The 22894-nt window shown below is 60.3% G+C and carries 15 protein-coding genes; 12 read left to right on the top strand and 3 right to left on the bottom strand.

What is annotated here, in order from left to right:
• Positions 1 to 17: 17 nt before the first annotated feature.
• The 3 genes from DK871_RS09380 to DK871_RS09390 form a co-directional block, all read right to left on the bottom strand.
• Positions 18 to 1922, bottom strand: coding sequence for a hypothetical protein (locus DK871_RS09380; protein WP_161904816.1), 1905 nt, complete (start codon positions 1920 to 1922; stop codon positions 18 to 20).
• A gap of 144 nt (positions 1923 to 2066) precedes the next feature.
• Positions 2067 to 4052, bottom strand: coding sequence for a hypothetical protein (locus tag DK871_RS28600; RefSeq protein WP_178116037.1), 1986 nt, complete (start codon positions 4050 to 4052; stop codon positions 2067 to 2069).
• 108 nt (positions 4053 to 4160) lie between these two features.
• Positions 4161 to 6149, bottom strand: a complete 1989-nt coding sequence (locus tag DK871_RS09390; RefSeq protein ID WP_161904817.1) for a hypothetical protein — start codon at positions 6147 to 6149, stop codon at positions 4161 to 4163.
• 301 nt (positions 6150 to 6450) lie between these two features.
• Here DK871_RS09390 and DK871_RS09395 point away from each other — a divergent pair, with 301 nt between their 5' ends.
• From DK871_RS09395 to DK871_RS09450, 12 genes are all read left to right on the top strand, one after another.
• Positions 6451 to 7455 carry an alpha/beta fold hydrolase gene (locus DK871_RS09395; protein ID WP_375139733.1) on the top strand — a complete coding sequence of 335 codons (1005 nt, stop codon included), beginning with the start codon at positions 6451 to 6453 and terminating at the stop codon, positions 7453 to 7455.
• A 25-nt stretch (positions 7456 to 7480) separates the two neighbouring features.
• Positions 7481 to 8434: a D-2-hydroxyacid dehydrogenase family protein gene (locus DK871_RS09400; RefSeq protein WP_161904818.1), complete on the top strand. Its 954-nt coding sequence runs from the start codon at positions 7481 to 7483 to the stop codon at positions 8432 to 8434.
• A 465-nt stretch (positions 8435 to 8899) separates the two neighbouring features.
• Positions 8900 to 10456, top strand: a complete 1557-nt coding sequence (gene glgA, locus DK871_RS09405) for a glycogen synthase GlgA (RefSeq protein WP_003191588.1) — start codon at positions 8900 to 8902, stop codon at positions 10454 to 10456.
• A 31-nt stretch (positions 10457 to 10487) separates the two neighbouring features.
• A complete protein-coding gene (gene treZ / locus DK871_RS09410) occupies positions 10488 to 12233 on the top strand; it encodes a malto-oligosyltrehalose trehalohydrolase (RefSeq protein ID WP_161904819.1) in 1746 nt (581 codons plus the stop codon).
• Positions 12230 to 14314 carry a 4-alpha-glucanotransferase gene (gene malQ / locus DK871_RS09415; protein WP_161904820.1) on the top strand — a complete coding sequence of 695 codons (2085 nt, stop codon included), beginning with the start codon at positions 12230 to 12232 and terminating at the stop codon, positions 14312 to 14314. Before treZ ends, malQ begins: the two co-directional genes overlap by 4 nt.
• Positions 14311 to 17061 carry a malto-oligosyltrehalose synthase gene (locus DK871_RS09420; protein WP_161904821.1) on the top strand — a complete coding sequence of 917 codons (2751 nt, stop codon included), beginning with the start codon at positions 14311 to 14313 and terminating at the stop codon, positions 17059 to 17061. Before malQ ends, DK871_RS09420 begins: the two co-directional genes overlap by 4 nt.
• Positions 17062 to 17084: 23 nt before the next feature.
• On the top strand, positions 17085 to 17354 hold the full coding sequence (locus DK871_RS09425) for a DUF2934 domain-containing protein (protein WP_161904822.1): 270 nt from the start codon (positions 17085 to 17087) through the stop codon (positions 17352 to 17354).
• 121 nt (positions 17355 to 17475) lie between these two features.
• Positions 17476 to 19635 carry a glycogen debranching protein GlgX gene (gene glgX, locus DK871_RS09430; protein WP_056783568.1) on the top strand — a complete coding sequence of 720 codons (2160 nt, stop codon included), beginning with the start codon at positions 17476 to 17478 and terminating at the stop codon, positions 19633 to 19635.
• A 1-nt stretch (position 19636) separates the two neighbouring features.
• On the top strand, positions 19637 to 20635 hold the full coding sequence (locus tag DK871_RS09435) for an acyl-CoA dehydrogenase family protein (protein ID WP_161904823.1): 999 nt from the start codon (positions 19637 to 19639) through the stop codon (positions 20633 to 20635).
• The gene (locus tag DK871_RS09440; RefSeq protein WP_161904824.1) at positions 20632 to 21390 is read left to right on the top strand and encodes a PIG-L deacetylase family protein; all 759 of its coding nucleotides are present in this window, start codon (positions 20632 to 20634) and stop codon (positions 21388 to 21390) included. The genes DK871_RS09435 and DK871_RS09440 overlap by 4 nt, the downstream gene beginning before the upstream one ends.
• On the top strand, positions 21387 to 21986 hold the full coding sequence (locus DK871_RS09445) for an SAM-dependent methyltransferase (protein ID WP_161904825.1): 600 nt from the start codon (positions 21387 to 21389) through the stop codon (positions 21984 to 21986). The genes DK871_RS09440 and DK871_RS09445 overlap by 4 nt, the downstream gene beginning before the upstream one ends.
• Positions 21983 to 22642, top strand: coding sequence for a glycosyltransferase family 2 protein (locus tag DK871_RS09450; RefSeq protein ID WP_161904826.1), 660 nt, complete (start codon positions 21983 to 21985; stop codon positions 22640 to 22642). Before DK871_RS09445 ends, DK871_RS09450 begins: the two co-directional genes overlap by 4 nt.
• The last annotated feature ends 252 nt before the right edge of the window (positions 22643 to 22894 follow it).

Consider the following 22894-nt stretch of genomic DNA (forward strand, 5'->3'; position numbering starts at 1 on the left):
TGAACCCTTCCGGATGACTAATCGTTGCTTTCGGCTGATGGGTCGAAGTATTGGTTATCCACATTGCCGCCCCATAACACATAGGTACCATCGGTGCGTCGTGCGGCAAATGAAGGGTCGTTATGAACGGGCCTTGGCGGTGGAGGGTTTCCAACATAAGGGAATCGTTTTATCGAGTACAATTCAACGACATTGCTGCGCACATAATCAGCCAACTCGGGAGGAATTTCACCCGCATCCTCCATCCGTAGAGTGGCGCCCCATACAGACACGGCCCCTTCCGTTCCCCCCTGGGTGGTAATCACCCCATAGGCCCCGTTGGTGCAGTAAACATCCCGTATGAGGCTGGCCATTAACGTTTGCCGCAGCGCAGCACTCATTTCGCCGCCAGACGTATGAAGGCCATGCAAAACAATCGCATTGGTCCTGCCGTCATCGTGGCGACTGAGTAAGAAAAAACTGTGATCATTGGCATATAAGCTGAGATGACCATCCACAATAATGGCTCTGGACGACACGTTTTTGTGTTGTCTCTGCGGCTCCTTGTTTGTGCCAGGCCGGGGCGGGTCACCTGGGACTGCATTAGCGCCGTTAAAGGCCGTCTCAAACTGCACTTTTACCTGAGGTGGTATCGGATCGCCCCCGAATCCGATGGCCCCCCACGCCTCGGCCTGACCCGATTGGTTAGCGATCACAAATGCCCAACGGTTGGCCGTGCAAAGAATGATATTGCCACGCAAGGCCAAGTTGGCCGCACCGTCAGACATGTTCCCGCCTTCACCCACTCTCCCCCAACTGACAGCAATGCGACGCCCTCGGGTGATGGCGCAGAAGGCTGTCGTTGCCGCGATCACCGATTCGATCCCGCCGTCATTGAGGATCTGACGCAATTGTTCAACGGGAATGGTGCCGCCGCCCGTCGTATGTCCCCATACAGCAAAATCGCCATCAGCGGTTATGGCACAGAAGGAAATAGCTGTCGCTACAATCCGGGTAATAAACATCGAGTTGAGCTGGTCCCGAACGGCGGGTGGTATCGTGCCGCCTTTGTTCGGATCACCCCACGCATACACACGGCCGTTCTGGGTTCGCACAGCAAAGGCGTCATCTGCCGCGTAAATAGCCAAGGGTGGGTCAAAGATCAATGCTTGATGAATAGCATTGGGGATCGTGGCAATGGGATTATTTACTGGACCAATTGCGGTAATACGGTTGGCCCCGGCAGCGGGGTTACTATAAATAACAGCGAAGCCACTTCGGGTGCTGTAAACAGAGCGAATGCCCTGCAAGGGTGGCAACGTGGCGGGAACATCGCCCCCCCAACACAACAACTGGTTAGTACTTCCCAGCGGCACCAGCGCCGCGAAACTGCGTTCGGACGAGAACAACCGAACGGCCTTGTTATTTTTCAAAAAACTGATTATTTCGGGTGGAACCGGTAAGCCCCATCCATTTTGCCCTTTTAGATGAACATCGCCACTGGAGGGGTCAAGCAATGCAAAAACGCCGCCCGTGGAAACAAACAACCTGTCAGTGGGTTCGGGCACGTGAAATGAAAAATTACCGCGCTGTTTTAGATAACATGCTTCGTTTTCTTCATCAGAAATATTTTGAAAATCCGAATTTATTGGATAAAGCGGGGATTTAGCCTCTTCACCCAGCGCGCCGTCAGACGATACGGGAACCACCGAAAACTGTAGAAATTTCCCACCGTCCGCTGCTCTCAACTTTATGTCCAATTGCCCTTCGTCCGTCAGGCGTTCACCATTGATATACCAATAGAATTTAGACAATCCTTCTGGGCTACCCCCATTGCTGTTGTAAAGATAAAAACCATGTACGGTTGCGCCGACAAAAACATCCCCTACCACTTGAACATGAGTGGCCTCCGGGATCACAAGTTTAGCCTTGATTTTTTTCATAGCGTTCTCCAAGCACTTCATAGGGCGTAGTTGGATGTAACAATGAGAGGGTGCTTCGAATGCAAATCTTCGTTACAAAGACCAAGGTCGCTTGCAAATAACCCGCGCAAGCGCGGGTTATAAGGTTCATCCAAGCGGCTGTTTTTACGTATCGTGCTCCCGAGGGTCGTAATGTTGGTTTTTTACATTGCCGCCCCATAACACATAAGTGTCATCGGTGCGTCGCGCCGCAAACGAGGGATCGATGTGCACAGGTCTTGGTGGTGGCGGTGGCGGCGGTGGTGGGGGTGGCGGTGGTGGGGGTGGCGGCCGAGGTGGAGGATCGGGCTGCTTCACATAGGGAAAACGCTTGATGGAATACAGCTCCACCACGTCACTGCGAACATGCTCAGCCAGTTCAGGGGGTATTTCTCCGGCATCCTCCATCGCCAGCGTAGCGCCCCAGACTGAAACGGCCCCTACTGTTCCCCCCTGAGTGGTAATCACACCGTACGCCCCGTTGGTGCAGTACACGTCGCGGATCAAACTGGCCATCAATGTTTGCCGAAGTCCCTGGCTCATGACGGCCCCATGGCTAGGGTAGCCGTGCAGCACGATCGCATGAGTTCTTCCATCGTCGTGACGACTCAACAGAAAGAAGCTGACATCGTTGGCATACACGCTGATATTGCCTTCCAGCACAATGGCGCGGGACGAAACGTTAGGGTGGTGCCTCGGCTTTTGCCCTTTGATAGGCGAGCGCTCTGGCTCCCCCGGCACGGCGAGAAGGTCCGTGGGCGATACGTTAGGATCCGTGCTGATCCTGAAGGCCTTCTCTATTTCCCGTTTCACGTTGTTGGGCAGTGGAGCACCACCATAAAGCGCTGCGCCCCATGACTCCGCCTGGCCGGAGGCATTGGCCATCAAGAAAGCCCAGCGATTGGCCCTGCAGAGGATGATATTTCCGTGAGTGGCCAACTGTTCCGCGCTGGGCGACATCGTTCCTCCCTGGCCGGCCGCCCCCCAACTGTAGGCCCGGCGACCGTTTCGAGTGATGGCACAAAATGCATTTTCGGCGGCAATCAACGACTCAATGCCGCCTTCGGCAATGATTTTACCGTAGTGGGCAACCGGGATAACGCCCCCGCCACCTGGGTTCCCCCACGCTACGCAGTCAACATTCTTGTCATCAATGGCGCAGAACGACATTGCCGTTGCCACAATCCGTGTGACAAACATTTTGTCCAGCCGTGTCCTGACGTCATCAGGGATGATGCCACCGTTATGAGGATGCCCCCAGGCGTACACCTTGCCTTCACGGGTTCGCACGGCAAATGCATCATCTGTCGCATAAATAGCCTCGGGTTGATCCCATATCAGCTTTGATTGAATCTCATCGGGCACGGTAGAAACGGGCCTGCCCACCGGACCGATGGCAGCGATTCGGTTACTGGCACCCTGAGGGTTGTTATAAATGATCGCGAATGCGCTTCTGGTACTGTAGACCGACCGGATGCCTTGCAGCGGCGGAAGGGTTGGCGGAATGGTGGGGCCCCACATTAACAACTGGTTGGTGCCGCCCAATGGAATGAGCGCCGCAAAACTCACCTCTGAAGAAAACAACTTGATCGCCTTATTGTTCTTCAGGAAGTTTATGATTTCCGGCGGTACGGGCAAACCCCAGCCCGTTTGCCCTTCCAGATGGACGTCCCCGGTATTAGGCTCAAGCAGTGCAAACACTCCACCTGTCGAAACAAATAGCCGGTCCGCGGGTTCCGGAACGTGGAAGGAAAAATTACCGCGCTGCTTCAGGAAACACCATTCATTTTCATCGTCCGATATATTCTGAAAGCCTGAGATAACTTTGTAGGTTTCAGAAAAACGTTCAAGACCTCGTGTACCGTCAGACGCAACGGGAATCACCGAAAGCTGCAAATACTTGCCGCCATCCGCCGCTCTTAGTTTCAGGTCCAACTGACCTTCTTCTTCAAGCCGCACGCCATTGATATGCCAATAGAATTCAGACAACCCCTCGGGGCTGCCACCAGCATTGCTATAGAGATAAAACCCCCGCACGGTAGCACTGACATGCACATCACCCAAAATCGAAACCTGGGTTGCTTCCGGCAGTGTATGGGTTGTTATTTTCATAATGCCCTCCCAATCGTCAGGGCAGGCGAGCTCAAGACCGTGAGGCTTAAGCCATTTCGCGCCTTCCGTGACAGGCTTCTTTACAAGCCTTTAACGATTGCCATGGATTTAAGGTTTAGTGGGATCAAAATGTTCATTCGGAACAAGTAGTGGCGCACCCCAAGTAACCCATGTTCCATTGCCAACCCTGGCGGAAAAAGCACCTTGCCTACCCACATTCGGGTTATACGGGGGCATTTGTTGGATGGAGTAAAGTTCTTTGATCTCGGTGCGCAAATGCGGCTGGAGCATCACGGGTATCTGCCCTGCTTCTTGCTGAGCATTCGTGGCTCCAAACGCGACTACAGCCCCGGTAACCCCTCCCTGATTAGTGATCATTGCATAGGCACCGTTCGTGCAATACACATCAGTGATTTGACTGGCCATTAACACTTGCCGAGTAGGCGAAGGTATCTGCCCACCATAGCCGGCATGGCCCCACGTAATCAGCTCAGTTGTGATGCCACCACTGCCCTTGCTCGACATGAAAAAACTTGCGTCATTCGTACTCAGCGTAACCTCACCCATTTGGGTCACAAAATGGGTCAAACTGCTGCGCTTTTTGCCGACACTGCGACAGGCGCATTCGATGCCAGACGTCCCCGACGGATCTTCGTCAACGCTGTTAACCTGTAATTTTTCGAAAAGTGCCCGCACTCGCTCCTTCACATCGCTGGCTTCAAGTACCTCTCCCGCATCCACGACCGTGAACGTCTCCTCCAAGGCCCCGTCGCCCTCGGAAGTGGGCGTGTTTCCGCCCATACCATTGACGCCCCACGCTGCGATCCGACCTCCACGGTTGACCATGCAAAACGCATACGGGGTGCCTGCACACATCACAATATCGCCACGTGCAGCCAGGTCCTCGGCATCCTTGTTCATCACCCCACCATAGGGACCTCCCCAACTGGTGGCTATCGCGCTTTCATGGGTAATAACGACAAAGGAGTCACGATTTGCAACGACGTGGTTTGCTCCGCCGTTACTCCGGATATCGGCGATGTTTTTTGAGCTCATTGCTCCACCACTGTTAGCCGGCCCCCAAGACACTACCGTATCGGCATCAGAACTACCGGCACGGGTTGGACCAATCGCGCAAAAGGCACCTGCCGAACAAACAATTCGGGTCGTCTTTATTGCATCTAGCTCCTTTCGCTTGGCCTGATCGAAGGTGCCTCCTGCGGCAGGGCTGCCCCACGCGAAAACGGCTCCTGCCTCAGTTCGAACCGCGAAAGCCGCCGCAGTACTGTAGATAGCTACGGGTTGATCATGTAAAAGAAGCCTCTGGATCTCATCTGGAACTGCCCCACCATGGGCAACGCTGCCGAATGCACCGATCCTGTTTTTACCAAGTGGCGGATTGTCATAAATCCAGACGATTGCCGCTTCATTGCAGTACACGTATTTAATATTGCTCAAGTCCAAGTCATGTGGAATGGGCCCAATATTCTGGCCCCACAGGAGCAATTGGTTGGCACTACCGACCACCGGTACCAACGCAGCAAAGTCCCTGGCGGTTGAAAACATGCGCGTAGCCGGATTGTTTTTCAGGTACTGCTCTATTTCCACCGGTGGGGTACCACCAGAATCGGCACGGCCCTTTACGAAAACACTTTGCGTGGATCCACTCATCCAGGCAAACGCCCCGGAAGTAGAGTTTACGATACGGTCATTGGGTTCGTTTCGATATAAGGAAAACGCACCATATTGCTTGATAAAACTACTATTGCTTTCTTCTTCCGAAATATTTTGATAACCGCTGACGATGGTTTTAACTTGCGAATACACTTCATGACCAATGACGCCAGAGGCTGAAACTGGCGTGACGGCAAATCTAACTTCTTCACCGATCATGCCTTGCATAATAGGGAGGTCAAAGTCTTCCGTGTGAGGCCCAGGGTGTTCGCCCACGTACCAGCGGCACAATGATCTTCCTTCTTCAAACTCGCCGCCTGTAGCGCTGTACTTGTAACTTCCCCGTATAGTTCCCCCAGGCATATTTTCGCCAATGATGGTGACATTCGTCGCTATTGGAACCGACACAGTGGATTCGCTCATGTTGCTCTCCTCAGAATAGAAAGTCCCACATCAGAATGAATGCCACCGATCAGGACGATAGCAACGTGCTAAATACCGTGAGACACAGGGTGAATCGTCTGCCAAGTGGATAAATGCATTTAACTGGGTTTGGCACTCTTAGTTGGCGCTCGTTAACCCAACCTGTCTACTGTCAGAACTAACAGGTCGGCGCACCATTCGTCCGATTCGGCGACGTCATGCCAGCCACCCCACGTGCCGGGTTAATCAACGGTTAATGCAGCAGCCCCATCTTTATTTTTTATCTTTGGAGAAGTCCATCGTGTATCTGCACATTGCTTCGCTCACTGGTCTGCTGCTCGTTGGCGCAACCCCCGCATTCGCTGAGCCCCCCACCTACGGGCCAGAACTCCAAGGCTTCCACTACCCCCACCCCCTCCAACATTTCAGCTTCCAATCCCAAGGCAAACCCCTACAAATGGGCTACATGGACGTCCCCGCCACCGGTACTCCAAACGGTCGCAACGTGGTGCTGATGCACGGCAAGAACTTCTGCGGCGCCACCTGGGAAGGTTCGATCAAGGCGCTGAGTGACGCCGGTTACCGCGTCATCGCCCCAGACCAGATCGGCTTTTGCACCTCCAGCAAGCCCGACCACTACCAGTACAGCTTCCAGCAACTGGCGACCAACACCCATCAACTGCTGGAAAAGCTCGGCATTCAAAAGGCCACGGTGATCGGCCATTCCACCGGCGGCATGCTCGCCACGCGTTATGCGCTGATGTACCCCCAGCAAACCGAACAGCTGGGGCTGGTGAACCCCATCGGCCTGGAAGACTGGAAAGCCCTCGGCGTGCCTTACCAGAGCGTCGACCAGTGGTATCAGCGCGAGCTGAAACTGAGCGCCGACGGTGTACGCAACTATGAGCGAAACACCTATTACGTCGGGCGCTGGAAACCTGAATACGAGCGCTGGGTGGACATGCTCGTCGGGCTGAACAAAGGCCCGGGGCATCTGCAGGTTGCCTGGAACTCGGCATTGATTTACGACATGATCTTCACCCAACCGGTGTACTACGAGTTCAAGGACTTGCAGGTACCTACCCTGCTGCTGATCGGCACCAGCGACACCACCGCTATCGGCAAAGATGTTGCACCGCCGGCGGTCAAGGCCAAAATCGGTCATTACGAGGTGCTGGGCAAGCAGGTGGCCAAGCTGATTCCCCGCGCGACGTTGGTGGAGTTCCCCGGCCTTGGCCATGCACCGCAGATGGAAGAACCTGAACAGTTTCATAAAGCCCTGTTGCAGGGGTTGAAGGCCCTTTAATTCCACCTTTTCGAGGCCCGCGTGCATGTCGATACAGATCGCAGTGATGGATGATTGGCAAAACGTGGCCAGTGATGTGGTGGATTGGTCGACACTGGACAGCGTGGGCAAGGTGCATTTTCTCCACGACTACCCCGCCGATACCGCCACCATGATCGAGCGCTTGAAAGGGTTCGAGGTGATTTGCCTGATGCGCGAACGCTCAACCTTTGACAAGGCGCTGCTGCAAGGGCTGCCCCAGCTCAAATTGCTGGTGACCGGCGGCATGCGCAATGCCGCCATCGACCTTCCCGCAGCCAGGGATCTGGGCATCCAGGTGTGCGGCACCGACAGCTATAAACACGCCGCCCCGGAACTGACCTGGGCCTTGATCATGGCCTCCACGCGCAACCTGCTCGCCGAAGCCAACTCGCTGCGCGCAGGTGGATGGCAGGTCGGCCTGGGCGGCGACCTGCATGGCAAGACCCTGGGCATCCTGGGGCTGGGCAGCATTGGCCAGAAAGTCGCAAGGTTCGCCCAGGTGTTTGGCATGCGGGTGATTGCCTGGAGTGAAAATCTCACGCCTGAGCGTGCGGCGGAATCAGGGGTGACCTGGGTCAGCAAGCGCGAGCTGTTTGAGCAGGCGGATATTCTGACCATCCACCTGGTGCTCAGCGAGCGCAGCCGTGGCCTGGTGGATGCGCAAGCCTTGGGTTGGATGAAACCCACCGCGCGGCTGGTGAACACCGCACGCGGGCCGATTGTGGATGAGCAGGCACTGCTGCAAGCGTTACGCAGCGGTCGCCTGGCCGGGGCCGCGCTGGACGTGTATGCCGAGGAACCGCTGCCGGCTGACCATCCGTTTCGCAGCCTGCCCACTGTGCTGGCTACGCCACACGTGGGGTATGTGAGCGAGCAGAATTACCGGCAGTTCTATCAGCAGATGATCGAAGATATCCAGGCCTGGGCCAGCGGCGTGCCCATTCGCAGGCTCAGCTGACGCACCATTAAAGTGCAATCTTCGTAGGAGCGAGCTTGCTCGCGAAAAACGCCAACGATAACGCGGTCATTCTGGTTTTACTCGGCGGCCTTTGGTTTTTCGCGAGCAAGCTCGCTCCTACAGGGGCAGGGTGGCATATCGTTAAAAGTTTTTTGTCCTACAAAATCCTCTGAAAACCCATCAGGCGCTGGGATCTGTCCTAGACTCATGACCGATGGGTCCGTTCCAAAACAAAAACCCCGCAAAAAATCTAAACTTTCGAAACCTGCCGCTGGTCAAGTTTTAGGTAAGGGCGAGCATGCGCGCTTCAGGCCGAATGCCCGCTCATCCAATCTTTTTTAGCCGACGTTGCAACTGGCATACGCCTTGCCAGCTTGTATAGCGCTTGTATGCCTGGCCGCAGGATGCGGCCACTCGGAGCTGATGGCAGCGGGCCATTAGCCAACCAACAGATGGGAGTGCATTATGATCAGTGCCGCAGTAGATACTCAGGGAGAGCGTTTTAGTCAGCCGGCAGGAGGGCCAAAGTCTTTGGCCGACCTGCCCAACACTGTGCGGCCGGTCGTGAGTCAGAATCCGAATCGAAAGAAAGTTTTGTTTGTCACCTCCGAGTTCGCGGACCTGGTGAAAACCGGTGGCCTGGGCGACGTCTCTGCTGCCCTGCCCCGCGCCATGGCCCACCTGCATGATGTACGGGTGCTGATTCCGGGTTACCCGCAGGTGATGGAAAGCGACAACCCGATTCATATCGTCGGTGAACTGGGCGGCCACGCCGCGTTGCCACCGTGCAAGATCGGGCGCATGGACCTCAAGGATGGCCTGGTCATCTACGTGCTGATCTGCCCCGAACTGTACGAGCGCGAAGGCACGCCCTACGGCGCCAACAACGGCCGCGACTGGCCGGACAACCATATTCGCTTCGCCCGCCTGGGCCTGGCTGCCGCCGACATGGCCGCCAACCTCGCGCAAATCCACTGGTGCCCAGACCTGGTGCACGCCCATGACTGGCCTGCGGGCCTGGCTCCAGCTTATATGCACTGGCGTGGGTCACGTACGCCCACCCTGTTCACCATTCACAACCTGGCCTACCAGGGCGTGGTCAGCCTGGCCTCGACGCCTGAGCTGGGCATTCCGCCCCACGCCCTGCAACAAGAAGGCATGGAGTTCTACGGCAAGATGTCGTTTCTCAAGGCGGGGATGGCGTATTCCAGCCATATCACCACCGTGAGCGCCACCTACGCCCAGGAGATCACCACACCGGAATTCGGGTGTGGCCTGGATGGCTTCCTCGCCAGCAAGACCCAACAAGGTCTGCTCAGCGGCATTCCCAACGGTATCGACGAAAGCTGGGAAACCTCTACCGACACGCACCTGATCCACAACTTCAATATCGGCGACTGGGAAGGCAAGGCCATCAACGCCGCCCATGTGCGCGAGCTGTTTGAACTGCAGCCATCCAGTGGCCCGCTGTTCGCGGTGGTCTCGCGCCTGGTCTACCAGAAAGGCCTGGACCTCACCGAAGCCGTCGCCAGTTTCATCGTCGAAAACGGCGGCCAGATTGCGATCATCGGCCGTGGCGAGCCGGAAGAAGAACAGGCCATGCGCGAATTGGCACTGCGCTTCCCTGGCCAGGTGGGCGTGCGCATCGGCTTCAACGAGACCGATGCGCGCCGCATGTTTGCCGGCAGCGATTTTCTGCTGATGCCGTCGCGCTACGAGCCTTGCGGCCTGAGCCAGATGTATGCGCAACGCTTTGGCTCGTTGCCAGTGGCGCGTAACACCGGCGGGCTGGCGGACACCATTGAGGATGGCGTCACCGGGTTCCTGTTCAATGAATCCACCGTGCAAAGCTACGAAGAGGCGCTGCGCCGCGCCTTCAAGGTGTTTGCCTTCCCAGGTCTGCTCAATGCCATGCGCAGCCGTGCCATGACCCAACCGTTCAACTGGTGCCAGGCCGTGGAACCCTACGCCGAACTCTACGAACAACTGGTGGCCAAGGCCCTGGGGAAATCGAACAAATAGCGATTGGAACAACTAAGGGAGGTCTTCATAGATGCCGTTACGGACTCTGGAAACCTGGCCCCACGGCGCAATCATGCTGGACGCGCACCGCACGCGCTTTGCGTTATGGGCGCCAGACGCATTTTATGTCAGCGTTGAATTGGAACAGGGTAAAACCATCGTCATGCTGCCCCAGGCCGGCGGTTGGTTCGAAGTCGAAGTCGCGTGCCCTGCCGGCACGCTCTACCGCTTTAATATCGATGGCGAAAACACGGTGCCCGACCCCGCCTCCAGGGCCCAGGCGCCGGATGTGCATGGCTGGAGCCGAGTAGTCGACCCCCTCGCCTATGAATGGCGCCACAGCCAGTGGCAAGGCCGCCCCTGGCACACGGCGGTCATCTACGAGCTTCACGTCGGCGCCATGGGCGGCTACGCTGGCGTCGAGAAACACCTGCCCCGCCTGGCCGAACTGGGCGTCACCGCCATTGAGTTAATGCCTCTGGCGCAATTTCCCGGCGAACGCAATTGGGGCTATGACGGCGTGCTGCCCTACGCGCCCCACGCCACCTACGGCACGCCCGAGCAACTCAAGCAACTGATCGACAGTGCCCACGGCCACGGCTTGGCCGTAATCCTCGATGTGGTCTATAACCACTTCGGCCCCGATGGCAATTACCTGGGCCAGTACGCCCAGGGTTTCTTCCAGGAAGACGTGCACACGCCCTGGGGCGCCGGCATTGATTTCGAGCGCCGTGAGGTGCGGGACTTCTTCCTCGATAACGCCTTGATGTGGCTGCTCGAATACCGCTTCGACGGCCTGCGCCTGGATGCCGTGCACGCCATCGACAACCCTGGGTTTCTGCAAGAGCTGGCCCAACGGGTACGCCAGCAGGTGGACGGCGAGCGCCACGTGTGGCTGATGCTGGAAAACGAACTGAACCAGGCCAGCCTGTTGCAGCACGACTTCGACGCCCAATGGAATGACGACTTCCATAACGTGCTGCACGTGCTGCTCACCGGTGAAACCGACGCCTATTACAGCGACTTTACCGAACAGCCCACCGCCAAGCTGGCGCGCTGCCTGGCCGAGGGGTTCATCTACCAGGGCGAGACCACACGCCATGGCCATGCCCGCGGCGAACCCAGTGCGGATTTGCCCCCCAGCGCCTTCGTCGCGTTCCTGCAAAACCACGATCAGGTCGGCAACCGCGCCCTGGGCGAACGCCTGCACCAGCTGTGTTCGCCCCAGGCGCTGAAAGCGGCGACTGCCCTGCTGTTACTGTGCCCCATGATCCCGATGCTGTTCATGGGCGACGAGGTAAATGCCGCCGAGCCCTTCCTGTTTTTCACCGACCATCATGGCGAACTGGCCGAGGCCGTGCGTGAAGGCCGGCGCAGTGAGTTTGCCGACTTCGCGGCGTTTCACGACCCCGAGCAACGCCAGCGCATCCCCGACCCCAACGCGCTGCAAACCTTTTTGCAGTCGATGCCCTCCTTCGTCGAAAACGACCACACCCAGCTCTACCGTCACCTGCTGAGCCTGCGTCACGCGCACGTGGTGCCGCACTTGCCCGGCACCGTGGCCCTGGGCGCGCACGTGCTGGCCGACCATGCCGTCACCGCGCGCTGGCGGCTGGGCGACGGCCGTGTGCTGCAGATCGACTTGAACCTGAGTGAGCAGCCCCTGGACCATCCGGCGCCCCACCCGATTATTTTCCAAACGTCTGCCGAGCAAGGTGCGCACTTACCGCCCTTGAGCGCACGCGTTTGCTTATCCCCTGTTGGAGAAATGCTTTGAGCGAAGCGAACCTGGAAATTCTCGCCAGCCGCGCAGGCCTGGCCGTCGATTGGATCGATGCCAACGGTCGCCCGCAGCATGTAAAGCCTGACGCCCTGCGCGCCGTCCTCAAAGGCCTTGGGCACCCGGCCAACAGCGATGCCGAGATCGACGCCAGCCTGCAGCAACTTGATCAGGCGCAGCAAGACACCCACCTGCCACCCCTAATGACCACTGACAGCGGCGCGGGCCTGGACCTGGCGCGCTATTTCGCCCCGGACACCCCGTGTCGCGTCAGCCTGGAAGGTGGCGAAACCCTGGAGCTGCGCCTGGACGGCGAAGCCGTGCTGCCCGGCGTTATCGCCCTCGGCTACCACCAGGTGCATATCGACGGGCAAACCTTCACCCTGGCCGTCGCGCCCAGCCATTGCTATAGCGTGGCCGACGCGGTCGATAGCCAACCCGCTCGCGCCTGGGGCCTGAGCGCCCAACTGTATGCCTTACGCCGGCTCGGCGATGGCGGTTTTGGCGACACCCTGGCTCTGGAACACCTGGTGCGTTCAGCCGCCGAGCGCGGCGCCGACGCCGTGGCAATCAGCCCGATGCACGCGATGTTCAGCGCCGACACCGAGCGCTTCAGCCCTTATTCACCCTCCAGCCGCCTGTTTCTCAACAGCCTATATGCCTCGCCGGCGTGCATCCTCGGTGAACGTGAGGTGCGTAACGCCATCGAGGCTGCCGGCTTGGCCGATGAGCTGCATGCCCTGGAACAGCTCACGCTGATCGACTGGCCGGCCGCCGCCAAGGCCAAGCAACGCCTGCTGCGCACGTTGTATGAAGACTTCCGCCACGGCGCACATCCCCAGCAGGCCGACTTCCAGAGCTTCCGCCAGGCTGGCGGCGAAGCCCTGGAAAACCACTGCCGCTTCGAAGCCATACAGGCCCAGCGTGCTGCCGCCGGTGAGGACCTTGACTGGCGCCAATGGCCCGAAGCCTGGCGCACGCCGCACAGCCCGGCCCTGGCGCAGTTCGCCGAAGACAACCGCGATGAAATCGGCTATTTCGCCTTCACCCAATGGCTCATCGCCCGCAGCCTTGAGCGCGCGCAACAAGCCGCCCGTGGCAGCGGCATGGGCATCGGCCTGATCGCTGACCTGGCAGTGGGTGCCGACGGTGGCGGCAGCCAGGCCTGGAGCCGTCAGGATGAACTGCTGGCCGACCTCACCGTGGGCGCGCCACCGGACATTCTCAATCGCGCAGGCCAAGGCTGGGGCATCTCGGCCTTTTCCCCCGAAGGCCTCAAGCGCAATGGCTTTCGCGCCTTTATCGAAATGCTGCGGGCCAACTTCGCCCATGCCGGCGGCTTGCGCATCGACCATGTGATGGGCTTGCAGCGCCTGTGGGTGATCCCCCTGGGCGCATCACCCCGCGAAGGTGCCTACTTGTATTACCCGGTGGACGACCTGCTGCGTTTGCTCGCTCTGGAATCGCACCGCCACCAGGCCATCGTCCTCGGTGAAGACCTGGGCACCGTGCCCGAAGGCCTGCGCGAAAAGCTCAGTGCCCGCTCGATCCTGGGCATGCGTGTGCTGCTGTTCGAACAGAACCATGACGGCCAGTTCAAGCCTATCCTCGACTGGCCCGACAACGCCTTGGCCACCACCAGTACCCACGACTTGCCCACCCTTAATGGCTGGTGGCACAGCCGCGATATCGAATGGAACATCCAGCTGGGCCTGATCGACGCGCCTACTGTGGACCAGTGGAGCGAACACCGCCTGCGCGAACGCCAGGCACTGCGCCAAGCCTTGAGCCAGGACCCGCAGAACTTCATCGATGAGATCCGCAACGACACCGACCATATGATCGACGCCAGCGTGCGCTACCTGGGCCATACCCGCGCGCCTCTGGTGTTGTTGCCCTTGGAAGATGCACTGGGCATCGAGGAGCAAGCCAACCTGCCAGGTACCCTCGACACCCACCCCAATTGGCGCCGCCGCTTGCCCGGCGAAGCCGCCAGCCTGCTCGACAATGACAGCGCCGCGCGCCGCCTCGAACTGCTGGCCGTGGCGCGCAACCAAGCCTATGAGCGTGACCGATGAACGCACTGCCCCTGCGCGCCACCCAGCGCCTGCAATTTCATAAAGGCTTTACCCTCGATGATGCGGTGCCGCTGGTGCCGTATTTCGCCCAACTGGGCATCAGCCATCTGTATGCCTCACCGCTGTTAAGCGCCCGCGCCGGCTCCATGCACGGCTACGATGTGGTCGACCCGACCCGCGTCAACCCGGAGCTGGGTGGCGAAGCGGCGTTGCGTCGCCTAGTCGCCGCGCTGCGTGAGCACGAGATGGGCTTGATCCTCGATATCGTCTCCAACCATATGGCCGTGGGCGGCGCGGACAACCCTTGGTGGCTGGACCTGCTGGAGTGGGGCCGCCTGAGTCCCTACAGCGAGTTCTTCGACATCCAGTGGCATTCCCCCGACCCATTGCTCAAGGGCCAGTTGCTAATGCCCTTCCTCGGCAGCGATTACGGCGAAGCCTTGCAGAATGGCACCTTGGCGCTCAAGTTCGATGCCGAACAGGGGAGTTTCTACGTCGAGCATTACGAACACCGTTTTCCGATTTGCCCGCGGGACTACGGCCTGATCCTGGGCAGCGATGAGTTACTTAAACCGCTGGCCGAGGGCTTCGCCGCCCTCGCCTATCACCACGACGCCTACGCCGAAGCCGCCGCGCTCAAACAAGCCCTGGCCGAACGCGCCAGCGAGGTGCTGCCAGCTATTGAGCAGCGCCTGGCCGCATTCGACAGTCGCCAGCCCGAGGGCTTCGCGCGCCTGCATCACCTGCTTGAGCAACAGACCTATCGCCTGGCCAGTTGGCGCACCGCCGCGGACGACATCAACTGGCGCCGCTTCTTCGACGTCAATGAGCTGGGTGGCCTGCGGGTCGAGCGTGCAGCGGTGTTCGAAGCCACCCATGGCAAGATTTTCGAGCTGATCAGCGCGGGGCTGGTCGACGGCCTGCGCATCGACCATATCGACGGCCTAGCCGACCCGCGTGGCTATTGCCGCAAATTGCGTCGGCGGGTGGATGCGCTGTCACCCCAGCGTCACCTGCCGATCTTTGTCGAAAAGATCCTTGGCGAAGGCGAAACCCTGCGCGAAGACTGGCAGGTGGATGGCACCACCGGCTACGAGTTCATGAACCAGCTGTCATTGCTGCAACACCACCCCGAGGGTTTCGCGCCGCTGGCCGAGATGTGGACGCGTTGCAGCGAACGACCCTCAGCCTTCGGCGAAGAAGCGCGGCTGGCCCGCCAGCAGATCCTCAATGGTTCGTTGGGCGGCGACTTCGAAAGCGTGGCCCAGGCCCTGCTGCAAGTGGCCCGAGATGATGTGATGACCCGTGACCTGACGCTGGGCGCCATCCGCCGGGCCTTGCAGGAACTGATTGTGCATTTCCCGGTGTACCGCACCTACATCAGCGCCAAGGGCCGCAGTGCGGACGATGACAAGGTGTTCCAGCAGGCCATGGAGGGTGCGCGCAGCACCCTCAGCGAAGGCGACTGGCCGGTGCTCGACCACCTGGAGCAATGGCTCGGTGGCCAGCCCTGGCGCAATCGCCCGGTGGGCCGCGCGCGCAAGATGCTCAAGCATGCCTGCGTGCGCTTCCAGCAACTGACCTCACCCGCCGCCGCCAAGGCTGTAGAAGACACCGCGTTCTACCGCTCGGCGGTGTTGTTGTCGCGCAACGATGTGGGTTTCAGTACCGAGCAATTCAGTGCGCCGCTGGCAGATTTCCATGCGGCCAATCAACAGCGCCTGAAGACCTTCCCTGGCAACCTGCTGGCCACCGCCACCCACGACCACAAACGCGGCGAAGACACCCGTGCGCGCCTGGCGGTGCTCAGCGAGTGCGCCACCTGGTATGCCGAACAGGTCGAGCACTGGCGTCGCCTGGCCGAGCCCTTGCGCGCGAGCGCCGAGAGCCCCTCGGCGGGTGATGAGTTGATTCTCTATCAGGTGCTGCTGGGCAGTTGGCCGCTGGAGCCCAACCCCGATCTGGAGGCGTACCAGCAACGCCTGTGGCAGTGGCAGCAAAAAGCCCTGCGCGAGGCCAAGTTGCAGAGCAGTTGGAGCGCGCCCAACGAGGCTTACGAACAGGCGGTGGAAGCGTTCCTCAAGCGCCTGCTGCTCAGTGAGGCCGGTGCGCCGTTGCGCAGTGCCCTGGACAGCGCCGCCCAGGCCATCGCCCCTGCCGGCGCCCTGAATGGGCTGGCGCAAACCTTGCTTCATCTGACCGTGCCGGGTGTGCCGGATATTTACCAGGGCGATGAGTTCTGGGACTTCAGCCTGGTCGACCCGGACAACCGTCGCACGGTGGACTTCGCTGCGCGGCAACGGGCATTGCAGGCACCACCGGACATCGGCGAACTGTTGTTCAACTGGCGCGACGGGCGTATCAAACAGGCAGTGATCGCCCAGGTGTTGGGCCTGCGTAAAGCCTGCCCCGAACTGCTGCGCCATGGCAGCTACGCACCGCTGCAAGTGCTGGGCCAACACGCGGAACGCGTGGTTGCGTTCTACCGTGAACATCAGGGCAGGCAGTTGCTGGTGGTGGTGCCGCGCTGGTCTTACCCGTTGCTTGAAAACGGGATGTTTCCCCAGATCAATGCGCAGGTTTGGGGCGATACGCGGGTGAAATTACCGTTCGCCGCCCCTGCACAAAACTGGAAGGGACTTTTTCAAACGGGCGTAGTCACACCCAACAAGGAGCTGTTGATCAGCGCTGCCCTGGGGGATCTCCCGGTCAATGTCTTTATCAATCCTGATAATCAAGAAAGCTGAAAATTTTCTGTGAGGAGTTTGTGATGAGTAAAGAAGACAAACGCATTCGCGAACTGGCGCATCAGATCTGGGAGTCTGAAGGCAAGCCCGATGGCGCCCATGACCGCCACTGGGAAATGGCGCGCAAGCTGGCCGAAGCCGAGGCGCTGACGCCAAGCAAGCCTAAACCGGCCGCCAAGCCAAAAACCGCGCCCAAGGCTGCGGCCAAACCCAAGCCGGCTGCGCCTGCCGCCGCCAAGCCTGGGGCAAAGAAACCCGCCGCCCCGAAGAAGCCCAAACCGCCCGCCCCATGATTTCTCGGGCCTGCAGCACGCATTGCGCGCTGCAGGCCCTTTTCCGTCCATGTCATGCGCTGAAGCACCGTCAGTACGGCGGCGTTCGGCCCGAAAAAAGACCCCTTGCAGGAGCAACTCGATGAGCAAACCCGACAACACCACAGCGACGCCGGATCATGAGCCGTCGCGGATCCGTGAAGGTTTGCCCTTCCCCCTCGGCGCCACCTGGGATGGCCTGGGTGTGAACTTTGCGCTGTTTTCCGCCAACGCCACCAAAGTGGAGCTGTGCCTGTTCGACGATACCGGCGAGGTTGAGCTGGAACGCATCGAACTGCCCGAATACACCGACGAAATCTTTCATGGCTACCTGCCCGATGCTCATCCCGGGCTGATTTACGGTTATCGCGTATACGGCCCCTATGACCCGGCCAATGGTCATCGCTTCAACCACAACAAACTGCTGATCGACCCCTACGCCAAGCAACTGGTGGGCGAGCTCAAATGGTCCGAAGCGCTGTTTGGCTACACCATCGGCCACCCGGACGACGACCTCAGTTTCGATGAACGCGACAGTGCGCCCTTCGTGCCCAAGTGCAAGGTCATCGACCCGGCGCACACCTGGGGCAACGACCAACCGGTACGGGTGCCGTGGGACCGTACGATCATCTACGAAACCCACCTGCGCGGCATCAGCATGCGCCATCCTTCGGTCGGCGAATCAGTGCGAGGGACCTGCGCCGGCTTGATGGAAGATGACGTACTCAAGCACATCCGTCAGTTGGGCATTTCCTCGGTCGAGCTGTTGCCCGTGCACGCCTTCGTCAACGACCAGCATCTGCTGGAAAAAGGCATGACCAACTACTGGGGCTACAACAGCATCGCATTCTTCGCCCCCGACCCGCGCTACCTGGCCAGCGGCAAGATCGCCGAATTCAAGGAGATGGTCGCGCACCTGCACGAGCAAAAGCTGGAAGTGATTCTGGACGTGGTCTACAACCACACCGCCGAAGGCAACGAGCGCGGCCCGACCCTGTCGATGCGCGGCATCGACAACGCCTCTTACTATCGGCTGATGCCCGACGACAAGCGTTTCTACATCAACGATTCCGGCACTGGTAATACGCTGGACTTGAGCCATCCGTGCGTGTTGCAGATGGTCACAGACTCCCTGCGTTACTGGGCCACCGAGATGCACGTGGACGGCTTCCGCTTCGACCTGGCGACCATTCTCGGGCGCTACCGCGACGGGTTCGATGAGCGCCACAGTTTCCTCGTGGCTTGCCGCCAGGACCCGATCCTGCGCCAGTTGAAACTCATCGCCGAGCCCTGGGACTGTGGCCCCGGCGGCTACCAAGTGGGCAATTTCCCACCAGGCTGGGTGGAGTGGAACGACCGTTTCCGCGATACCGTGCGGGCGTTCTGGAAAGGCGACGACGGCCAGCTCGCCGATTTCGCCGGGCGCATGACCGCCTCGGGCGAGATGTTCAACCACCGTGGGCGCAGGCCGTACAGCTCGGTGAACTTCATCACCGCCCACGACGGTTTCACCTTGCACGACCTGGTGTCGTACAACGACAAACACAACGAGGCCAACGACGAGAACAACCAGGACGGCAGCAATAACAACCTGTCCTGGAACCACGGTGTCGAAGGCCCTACCGACGACCCCGAGATCAACGCGCTGCGCTTGCGCCAGATGCGCAACTTCTTCGCCACCCTACTGCTGGCCCAGGGCACGCCGATGATCGTCGCCGGGGACGAGTTCGCGCGCACTCAGCACGGCAACAACAACGCCTATTGCCAAGACAGCGAGATCGGCTGGGTCAACTGGGACCTGGACGATGACGGCAAGGCCCTGCTCAAGTTCGTCAAGCGTCTGATCAAGTTGCGCCTGGCTTACCCGATCCTGCGGCGCGGGCGTTTCCTGGTGGGCGACTACAACGAAGACATCGGCGTGAAGGACGTCACCTGGCTGGCGCCGGATGGCAACGAGATGACCACCGAGCAATGGGAAGACAGCCAGGGCCGTTGCCTGGGCATGCTGATGGACGGCCGCGCCCAGGAAACCGGGATTCGCCGTGCCGGGGCCGACGCCACGCTGCTGCTGGTGGTCAACGCCCATCACGACATGGTCAATTTCCGCCTGCCGCCGGTGCCGGAGGGTGAGTTCTGGACCTGCTTGCTCGACACCAACGACCCGGCTGTGCGTGGCCAGGAACGCTTTGATTTCGAGCACGAGTACGCGGTCACCGGTCGCTCGCTGCTATTGTTTGAACTGCAGCACGAAGGCGAGGTGTGAGATGGCTTTGCACGGTTTCCTTCAGGGCTACCGGGGCTATGCCGACACGCAAGCCCTGGGCAATGCGCTGAGGGCTCTTCAAGAGGAAGGCCTTGATCAACTGCCGTTACCGGGCAGCGGCGATACCCTGGCCCGCTTGAGCCAATTGGCCCAGGTGGCCGGGCATGACCTGCGCCTGTGCAAGTTGTTCGAAGGCCATACCGATGCGCTGGCGATCATTGCCGAACTCGACAGCCCCTTGCCGCCGCTGGGCAGCACCTGGGGCATGTGGGCGGCCGAGCCGCCGACCGCCAAGGTGCGCGTGCGCCGCGACGGCCAGCGGCTACTCGTCGAGGGGCGCAAAGCCTGGTGTTCCGGTGCGGCGGTGGTCAGCCATGGCTTGTTGACGGCCTGGGACGAAGAGGACCGCCAGCAACTGGTGGCCGTGGCGATGGATCAGCCCGGCATCACGGTGACGGATGAAGGTTGGAAGGCGGTGGGCATGGCGGCGACCGGTAGCGTCGACATCCTGTTCAGCGCCGTCAGGGGGATTGCCGTGGGTGACCCGGGCGACTATCTGTCTCGCCCGGGCTTCTGGCACGGCGGCATCGGCATCGCCGCGTGCTGGTACGGCGCCGCGCAACGCCTGGGCGAAGTGCTGCGCGCCCAGTGTGCCTCGCGTGCGGAGCCCCATGCGCTGGCCCACCTCGGCGCGGTCGACAGTGCCCTGAACAGCGCCGCCTGCGTGTTACGCGCCAGCGCCGCGCAGATCGACCGCCAGCCACGCGCCGATGCGCGGCAACTGGCGCAACAGACGCGCGCGTGTATCGAGGACACGGTCGAGCAAGTGATCCACCATGTGGGCCGTGCGGTCGGCGCCGGGCCGTATTGCAAGGACCCGCACTTTGCCCAGTTGATGGCGGATTTGCCGGTGTATGTGCGGCAAAGCCATGCCGAACGCGACTTGGCCGCTTTGGGCGAACAGGTCGCTGGCGAGCCCTCAGGGAGGTGGGCGCTATGAAGCCCAACCCGATCGTTGGCCAGGGCACGCCGTTGAGCCACTGGCAAAACGCTGAACGGCTGGCCGAGTTGCCACACATCAGCGTGGCGCAGTTGGTGCCGCCAGGGCATCGAGCGGTAATCGTCGCCCCGCACCCGGATGATGAAGTGCTGGGCAGCGGCGGCTTGCTGCAAGGGTTGGCTGCATTGGATCGCCCCATCCAGTTGATCTCGGTCACCGATGGCAGCGCCAGCCACCCTGGCTCCCGGCGCTGGCCGGTGGAGCGCCTGAGCGTGGTGCGCCCGCAGGAATCAGCCCAGGCCCTGCACCGCCTTGGCTTGCCGCTGCACAGTTTGAAATGGCTGCGCGGCGGGTTTGCCGACAGCCACGTCGCCGAGCGCGAAACCCAGCTGTGCGAGTTTATCCAGCGCCACCTCAAGCCCAACGACGTGGTGTTTGCCACGTGGTGCGAGGATGGGCATTGCGATCATGAAGCGGTGGGCCGCGCCAGCGCCAAGGCAGCCAAGGCCATCGGCGCCACGTTGTGTGAACTGCCGGTATGGACCTGGCACTGGGCCACCGCCGAAGACCACACAGTGCCCTGGCATCGGGCGCGCAAAATCCCGCTGACCGCCGAACAAGTGGCGCGCAAACGCCATGCGATCCACGCCTTTGCCAGCCAGTTGGAGGGTGACCCGCAAATCGGCTTGCCTGCGGTGCTGGCGCCCTATGTGGTAGAGCGCTTGCTGCAACCTTTTGAAGTGGTGTTCGTATGAGTGTGGCAACCCCCTACTTCGACCAATTGTTTGCCGGCAATGACGACCCTTGGGCTTTTCGTCAGCGCTGGTACGAACAACGCAAGCGCGCCCTGACCTTGGCCATGCTGACGCGGCCGCGCTATGCGTCGATATTCGAGCCGGGCTGTGCCAATGGCGAACTGAGTGCCGAGCTGGCGCCACGTTGCGACCGCCTGCTGTGCTGCGACACCGCCAGCGCTGCGGTGCGACTGGCACAGGCGCGGCTGGAGCGTTTTGCTCATGCCCGCGTGGAGCAGCGTCGCCTGCCGGAGCAATGGCCCAGCGGGCAGTTCGAACTGATCGTATTGAGTGAGCTTTGTTACTACCTTGATGCAGATGATTTTAATCGTCTGATCGATTGCGCCCTCGCCGCCTTGACCGCTGACGGGCAACTCCTGGCCTGCCACTGGCGAGTGCCCATTGACGGTTGCCCGCAAACCGCCGAACAGGTGCACGCCGTGCTGCAACAGCGTCTGGGTGGAGCACCGTTGGTGCAGTACCAGGACCCGGACTTCCTGCTCGACCTGTGGAGCCTCGATGGCACCTCGGTCGCTCGCCACGAGGGTTTACGATGATCGGTATTCTGATCCCGGCACATAACGAAGAAGCCCTGTTGGATGATTGCCTGAGGGCTGCGCGAATCGCCGCCGACCACCCGGGCTTGCTGGGTGAAGCGGTACACATCCTGGTGGTGCTCGACAGCTGCAGCGATGCCAGCGCGGCGATAGCCCAGGCGCACCGCGTGCACTGCCTGCATGTGCAGGCTCGCAATGTGGGGCATGCCCGTGGCGTGGGTGCACAGTACTTGCTGGAGCAAGGCGCGCGATGGATTTCCTGTACCGACGCCGACAGCCGCGTCGCCCCTGACTGGCTGGTGGCCCAACTGGCTCAAGGTTGTGACGCGGTGTGCGGCACAGTCACCGTAGACGCCTGGAGCGAAGGCTTCGACCCGGCTGCGCAGATCCGCTATCACCAGGCCTACCAGGCCCGCGACGGGCATCGGCATATCCACGGTGCCAACCTGGGCGTGAGCGCCCGCGCCTATGTAGAGGCCGGTGGGTTTGAACCGCTGGAATGCCACGAGGATGTTCAGCTGGTGCGTGACTTGGAGCGTTGCGGCGCTTCTATTGCCTGGAGCCATGCACCGCAAGTGGTGACCAGTGCGCGCCTGGATTGCCGGGCTGAGGGTGGGTTTGGGGACTATCTGAAGAGCTTGATGCAGGCTGGGTGAAAACAAAAACGTTCAACAGCTGACTGATCCAATATCCCCGTCGGCTGGGGCGCCGTCATCGCAGGCAAGCCAGCTCCCACAGGGATCTGTGCCAGGCGCTGATTTTGTGGGCAACATAGCCCCCTGTGGGAGCTGGCTTGCCTGCGATGACGTCAGCCCAGCAAACATCGCATCAAAGTTGTGCAGACACCCATGCCTGTCTATGCTCCTAACGCCTCGCACAGCACTCACCCCAGCGGAGCCTGGGGTGAA

The organism is Pseudomonas sp. L13, assembly GCF_009935965.1.
GTDB lineage: Bacteria > Pseudomonadota > Gammaproteobacteria > Pseudomonadales > Pseudomonadaceae > Aquipseudomonas > Aquipseudomonas lactis.